The organism is Methanocellales archaeon (assembly GCA_028715985.1).
Taxonomy (GTDB): Archaea; Halobacteriota; UBA148; order UBA148; family UBA148; genus UBA148.
Genome location: JAQUQR010000015.1, coordinates 1 through 5853, shown reverse-complemented (window position 1 = coordinate 5853; position 5853 = coordinate 1). Strand labels below are relative to the sequence as shown.

The 5853-nt window shown below is 47.3% G+C and carries 6 protein-coding genes; all 6 read left to right on the top strand.

The window, feature by feature from the left end:
• The coding region (locus tag PHI74_07840) for a PGF-CTERM sorting domain-containing protein (GenBank protein ID MDD5485920.1) at positions 1-288 on the top strand (288 nt) is incomplete at its 5' end.
• 2 nt (positions 289-290) lie between these two features.
• Positions 291-1133: a hypothetical protein gene (locus PHI74_07835; protein MDD5485919.1), complete on the top strand. Its 843-nt coding sequence runs from the start codon at positions 291-293 to the stop codon at positions 1131-1133.
• The gene (locus PHI74_07830; protein ID MDD5485918.1) at positions 1108-1686 is read left to right on the top strand and encodes a molybdopterin-dependent oxidoreductase; all 579 of its coding nucleotides are present in this window, start codon (positions 1108-1110) and stop codon (positions 1684-1686) included. Before PHI74_07835 ends, PHI74_07830 begins: the two co-directional genes overlap by 26 nt.
• A 55-nt stretch (positions 1687-1741) precedes the next feature.
• Complete coding sequence (gene wtpA / locus PHI74_07825; GenBank protein MDD5485917.1) at positions 1742-2845, top strand: tungstate ABC transporter substrate-binding protein WtpA; 1104 nt, start codon at positions 1742-1744, stop codon at positions 2843-2845.
• 426 nt (positions 2846-3271) lie between these two features.
• The gene (locus PHI74_07820; protein MDD5485916.1) at positions 3272-4564 is read left to right on the top strand and encodes a hypothetical protein; all 1293 of its coding nucleotides are present in this window, start codon (positions 3272-3274) and stop codon (positions 4562-4564) included.
• 309 nt (positions 4565-4873) lie between these two features.
• Positions 4874-5853: hypothetical protein (locus PHI74_07815; protein ID MDD5485915.1), on the top strand; the 980-nt coding region annotated here is incomplete at its 3' end.

Sequence of the window (5853 nt, the reverse complement as noted above, 5' to 3'; positions counted from 1 at the left end):
ACGCCAACACCCACGCCAACACCCACGCCAACACCCACGCCAACACCCACGCCAACACCCACGCCAACACCCACGCCAACACCCACGCCAACACCCACGCCAACACCCACGCCAACACCCACGCCAATACCCACGCCAACACCCAAACCAACTCCCATGTCAACAATAAGACCAACATTGGCGCCGACATCAGCACCCACACCAACACCAAGCGTACCGGGCTTTGAGGCAACCTTCGCAATCATTGCGCTCCTGGTGGTCACATATTTGATTAAACGAGAGGAATAAAAATGAAATGGCAAGCACTTTTTGGGATTTCACTGTTTCTGCTGTTGATACTGTTCACTTGTCCTGTTCAAGCAGCTGGACCAACAACAGAGGTTCATGTGATAAAGTATACAGCGGATGGAAAGATCTTGAAAGAGACGACGGTGACTTATCAGTGGATGGAAGCAAATTTACCGATTTATGGTGACGGGGTAACACATTATTATCATCAAGGGCCTGTCTTTGAGGGTGATAAATGGGACCCAAACGAAACGACGAACTTTAAAGATAGGGGGGCAGTGAAAGGTACGAATATCAAAGACCTGTGTGAACTGGTGGGGGGGATGTCGCTTGGCGACGACGTAATGGTCCATGCGCCAGATGGCTACCATGTGGAATTCGGCTATAACACTGTCTATGAACCGCAACCCAGGCAGGGTCCGCTGGTTCTATGTTGGTATGTTGGCGAAGACTCGCCAGTAGGTGAACGTCAGGGCATTGGATACCCCCCTGGCTTTTTTATGGGAATGCGACTCGCGTTCTTTGCTGACGATTCTGTCAATTCTGAGCATAAATACGTCTTCGGCAACTGGGACATGCACGAGTGCATACCGGCACAAAGTCAGCACTTCTACGGAGACCTGTATCCCTCAACGAATGGGCTATCGGTGAAATGGGTCGATGAGATAAGGATTTACAGTGGGGGATATACAGGTACAGGCGAAGAGCCGAATACGGAAACATCTGCACCTGCCGCACTAGGGTCTGAGTATTTATTTGTGATTGCAGGATTGCTGATTGCTGGATTGCTGTTGGTTTTTTATGTACTGAGGAGGAGAAATGATGGGCGAGAAAGATCAAAATAAACTCATCATTTTCGCCATTGCGGCGATATGCCTCTGTGCTATTGCTGCGGTTGTCCTATATGCAAATCCATTTTTTGAAGAGGAGCAGATCAACTGGAACGTGACGTTGGTTGGCAGTAGAGGAGAGACAAAAGTCGTCACCTTTGACGAAATCAAAAAAATGCCCTCTTACGAGGGTTATGGCGGATTCTTTACAACCGTTGGTATAAAACACGGTCCTTTTAAATGTGAGGGAGTTCCCGTAGAAGATCTATGTAACCTTGTTGGTGGTGTTGGACCTTCAAACACGGTCTGGGTATATGCGCCTGACGGATACTTAATGGTCTTTGACTACGACCAGTTAAAGGGAGATTTTAACACTTACGATCCAGCAACTCTGAGGGAAGTGCCACACGGCGACTTGAAGATCGTATTAGTATATAAACAGGATGGTGCGTACCTCTCTGATGACTATGGTAGGCCGCTCAGGATTGCTATCCTCACACCACGAGATAAACTTATGATTGAGGGGAGTTACTGTGTCAAGTGGGTGGATAGGATAGAGGTTAAATAAGGACCTGGTAGGGATTAACTAAATAAGAATGGATAGATAGATGATGGATGAGTAAGTGGATAGAGATTCCAAGATGAAAGTGGTTGGGCAGGGTAGAGATTCAAAGATGAAAGTGAGACATATCCTAACTCTTGTAACAATTGTTGCTGTGGCTCTGATTATGGCGATGTACCTTTCACATAGCCAGACAGAAGAAGCCAAATTGAAAGTAATCTATGCGGGAAGCCTCATTGTGCCCTTCGAAGAGATGGAAAGCCAGTTTGAAGAGTTGCATCCGGGCGTCGATGTGCAGGTAGAGGGGCATGGAAGTATTCAGGCGATCAGATATGTAACAGACATCCATAAGGAATACGATGTAGTCGCCGTTGCAGATGATTCCTTGATCCCAGATATGATGTATCCGGAATATGCTGACTGGTACGTAAGATTCGCAACAAACCAGGTGGTCCTCGCTTATACCAACAGTAGCAAATATGCAGAGGAGATAAACGAATCTAACTGGTATGAGGTTCTCGCTAGACCTGGTGTAAAATTCGGCTTCTCAAATCCCATGTTAGATGCATGCGGCTACAGAACGCTGACGCTAATCCAGCTCGCTGAACTGTATTATGGTAATCAAACCATCTTTGACGATCTTATCATGCGCAATTTCGACCCGAAGATACAGGTTACTGAAGATGGCGGTACTTACACGGTGATTGTGCCCGATGTATTTGAGCCACAGGGTGATAAAATTTCAGTCCGGGGTGGAAGCCTGCAGCTACTGGCACTGCTCGATTACGCTGGTATTGACTACGCTTTCGAATACAAGAGCGTAGCTCAGCAACACGATTTAAGGTATTTGGAGTTACCTGCCCAGATAGACTTGAGTTCGCCTGAATATGGGGATATCTATGGGAAAGTCACAGTTATGCTGGGATTTCAACGATTCGCATCCGTGGGGGTTGAGCGTATCGGCATACCTATCTTCTACGGGTTTACCATACCGAAAAACGCACCAAATCAAGAGCTTGCCTTGGAGTTTGTGAAATTTGTGCTGAGCGAGGGGGGGCAGAGCATCCTCCGAGACAAATATCAGCCTCTGGTCACTCCGGCCGTGGATAATCTGGATAAACTACCCCCTGAACTCAGGGATGTGGTTGTGCAAGAAATAAAATAAGATAAATAAATAAATCGTCTGGAAAATTCAAGAAACGAAGCCCATGGAAAAACCCACCCAAGATTGCCTTGGATAAGATAAAAGAAAGCTTGCATAGATTTGGAAGCCTGTGCTTGTCAAGAGGTACTCCAGCTCAGAGTTCATGCATACCATCGATTTTACTCCTTCTTGAAATCATAAATATCCCCAGTTGATTATTGGAAAACCCTAAACTGGTTATCGAATGGTACCATCATTCATAACAGAAAACTATTTATATCAAATAGTATGTATTTGCATATCGGAGGTGGAGACGCCAAAAAGCGAAGCGATGGAGATTGGGAAGGGGGGATGGCACTTGCAATGCTGTTGGTTATGCATTGCAGGTGGGACCGAGGTTGAGCGATAAAGAATTTGGAAGGTGAATCTATTTTAGAAGGTAAAAAAATGAAAAGAAATAGGGGAAAATATTTGGCAATGCTTCTATGCATTGCATTGGTGAGTTCTATGATGCCTGTGCAGGCATATACGACAGAAGTCACAGTGACAAAATACGCAGCCAATAACTACTCCACTGTGATGAACACTACAACGCGGAACTACGCGTGGATGCGGGATAATCTGCCCGTTATGGATGAAGACAACCTTTATACCACTAATTACACGCACCACTATTTCCAAGGACCTACCTTTGATCCAGTCAATCCCTGGGACCCACCAGAAGAAGTCAACGTGGAGAGCAGGGATTATGGAGCTGTGGCCGGGACGGATGTCAAGGACCTGTGCGAGTTAGTGGGAGGAATGGAGACTGGTGACGAAATACAGGTTCGTGCCAGTGACAGTTTCAACAAGTGGTTCAACTACGCCGTCGCCTACAACGACCACGGCAATGAAACGCTGGACAGCAAACAGGGACCGATGGTCCTAGCATGGTATAACGGCAATGAGTCGATTACCGGTGAGCATCAGGGCGTGGGCTATCCTGATACGGGCTATTCTGTGGGCATGAGGCTCCACTTCTTCGCTGACAACAGCACGAATCCCGATCATTATCATGCATTCGGCCTCTGGGACATGCACGAGTGCATTGATGAGGAATACTGGCATTACTATCTTGACGGTACTCCTGAAAATGGTACATATTGGCCATCCTCAAGCGGTCTATCGGTGAAATACATTAATCAATTAAATATCTACCCGCCGCATCTGCATGATTTCAACGATACAGGGGATACAGTGGGATGGGCGTTCGGAAAACAAGTTTCTTCAACAAAACCCAGCACCAACAATGTTCCAAGCACTGAGTTCAATTCGACTGCGTATGCCAACATCGCAGACGATGACGGGGTATTCCAGAACGATACAGCTACCAGCGGCTACGCAGCACATCGGTTCAACTTCAGCATCAACACCAGCACGAATAGCGATGGACCCATAGCAAACATCGAGAAGCTTACTATCACGTGGAACGGCAGGGGCTGGCACGACAACCCGAATGTTAATTACCAAGGTGCATATCTTTACATCTGGAACGGCGCGAGCTACGAAGAACTTGATAACAGCTACCAGGATAGCAACGAAGTGACTTTGACCGGCGAGATTACATCCGACATCAGCAGCTATATCAATTCAGGCAATGTGACGGTACTTGTGAGACAAGAAGACAAAACTTTCTATTCACTGTACTACTCTCACATTCAGACCGATTACGTCAGTCTGGAAGTTGCCCACCATCACTGATCCAGCGAAGTTGGGGGAAACAGAGCACAAAAGAACAAATTTTCCCCCTTTTTTCTTTTTTTGGATTCCCAGTTGACTAGTTGATTATGGGATAAACCTTAAGCTGGCATTAAACGGCACAATCATTCATAACCAAAATCTATTTATATGGAATGGTAAATATCTGCATATAGCAAATAGCAATCTTGTCGCCAAACGGCAATATTGTCGGCAAATGGTAGCTGTTTGCATATCGAAGAAGAAGCCGATGAAAGGCGACGGGATGGGAATTCCCCCTTTGGGGAACAGTTTGAAAGGAGATAAAAGAACATGAAAAAACGATATATATATATGGTTTGTACGATCGCACTGCTATGTGCGATATTGGTGATGTCAACAGCATCAGCGGCAGATGAGATAGTCTGGGAATATACCGGAGCTGCTGCCCCACTGTCTGCCGAGCGACTACCGAATGGCAATACGTTGATTGCTGATACAGGCAATTTTAAGGTCATTGAAGTGACCCCGGACGGCACCATCGTCTGGGAATATCTTTGCACTGGCGCCCTAGGCCCAAGTGATGCTGATCGCTTGCCAAACGGCAATACGTTGATTACTATGTTTGGTGACGAATTTTGGATAGGTCATGTCACTGAGGTGACCCCCGGCGGCGTCATCGTCTGGGAATACAGCGGAGATGTCAACTATTTGGATGCCGATCGCTTGCCGGATGGCAATACGTTGATTGCAGATTTTCAGGATCGTGCCTTTGAAGTGGACCCAGACGGCATCATCGTCTGGGAATACGCAAACCCCTACGAATCGTGTACGGTGGAAGTCGATCGCTTGTCAAATGGCAATACGTTGATTGCCACATGGGTGGGTGTTATGGAGGTGACTCCTGCTGGCACCATCGTCTGGCAATACCCCGACGCCGGAAGCTTCGGAGGGGATGCTGATCGCTTGCCAGATGGCAATACACTGATTAGTGATGCTAATAATAATCGTGTCATTGAGGTGGACCCAGCCGGCACCATCGTCTGGGAATACATCACCGGAGGAGAGCCGACCACTGTCGAACGATTGTCAAACGGCAATACATTGATTTGCGATCCCGTTCTTAACCTCGTCTTTGAGGTCAGCACGGTGGTCCCTGACTGGAACCTCACCTTAACCGGTGAAGTCACCGACACCATCAATCGCACCTCCTTCGAAGAAGGTGCAGCCTGTCACAACGCCAGCTGGAATGACGGCACCAACACGTGGGCCGGCATTCCCTTGTGGCGTCTGGTCGGCTGGGTGGACGATCT